The sequence below is a fragment of the Streptomyces coffeae genome (assembly GCF_016741875.1).
GTDB classification, from domain to species: Bacteria; Actinomycetota; Actinomycetes; order Streptomycetales; family Streptomycetaceae; genus Streptomyces; species Streptomyces coffeae.
In genome coordinates, this window is sequence record NZ_JAERRF010000229.1 from 1 (window position 1) to 339 (window position 339).

A 339-nucleotide genomic window follows, 5' to 3' on the forward strand; every position below is an offset into this window, starting at 1 on the left:
CTCGGCCAGCACACGCGGAGTCGGATAGTCGAACACCATCGTCGCCGGAAGACGCAGACCCGTCGCCACCGACAACCGGTTACGCAACTCCACCGCCGTCAACGAATCAAAACCCAACTCCTTGAACGCGGCCTCCGCCCGCACTTCACCCGCTCCGCCAAACCCCAACACCACCGCCACAGCACCACGCACCACCTCCAACACCACACTCAACCGACCCGCCACATCCAACCCCGCCAAACGCCCCACCAACCCCGACCCCGACACCTCACCACCACCAGCAGCCAACCGCCGCCGCCGACCACCACCCACCAACCCACGCAACACACCCGGCACATC

Annotated in this window: 1 protein-coding gene; it reads right to left on the reverse strand. The window is 66.1% G+C overall.

From position 1 onward, the window contains the following. On the reverse strand, positions 1 to 240 hold a 240-nt coding region (locus tag JK363_RS41785), incomplete at its 3' end, for an acyl carrier protein (protein WP_307822137.1). Between the last annotated feature and the right edge of the window lie 99 nt (positions 241 to 339).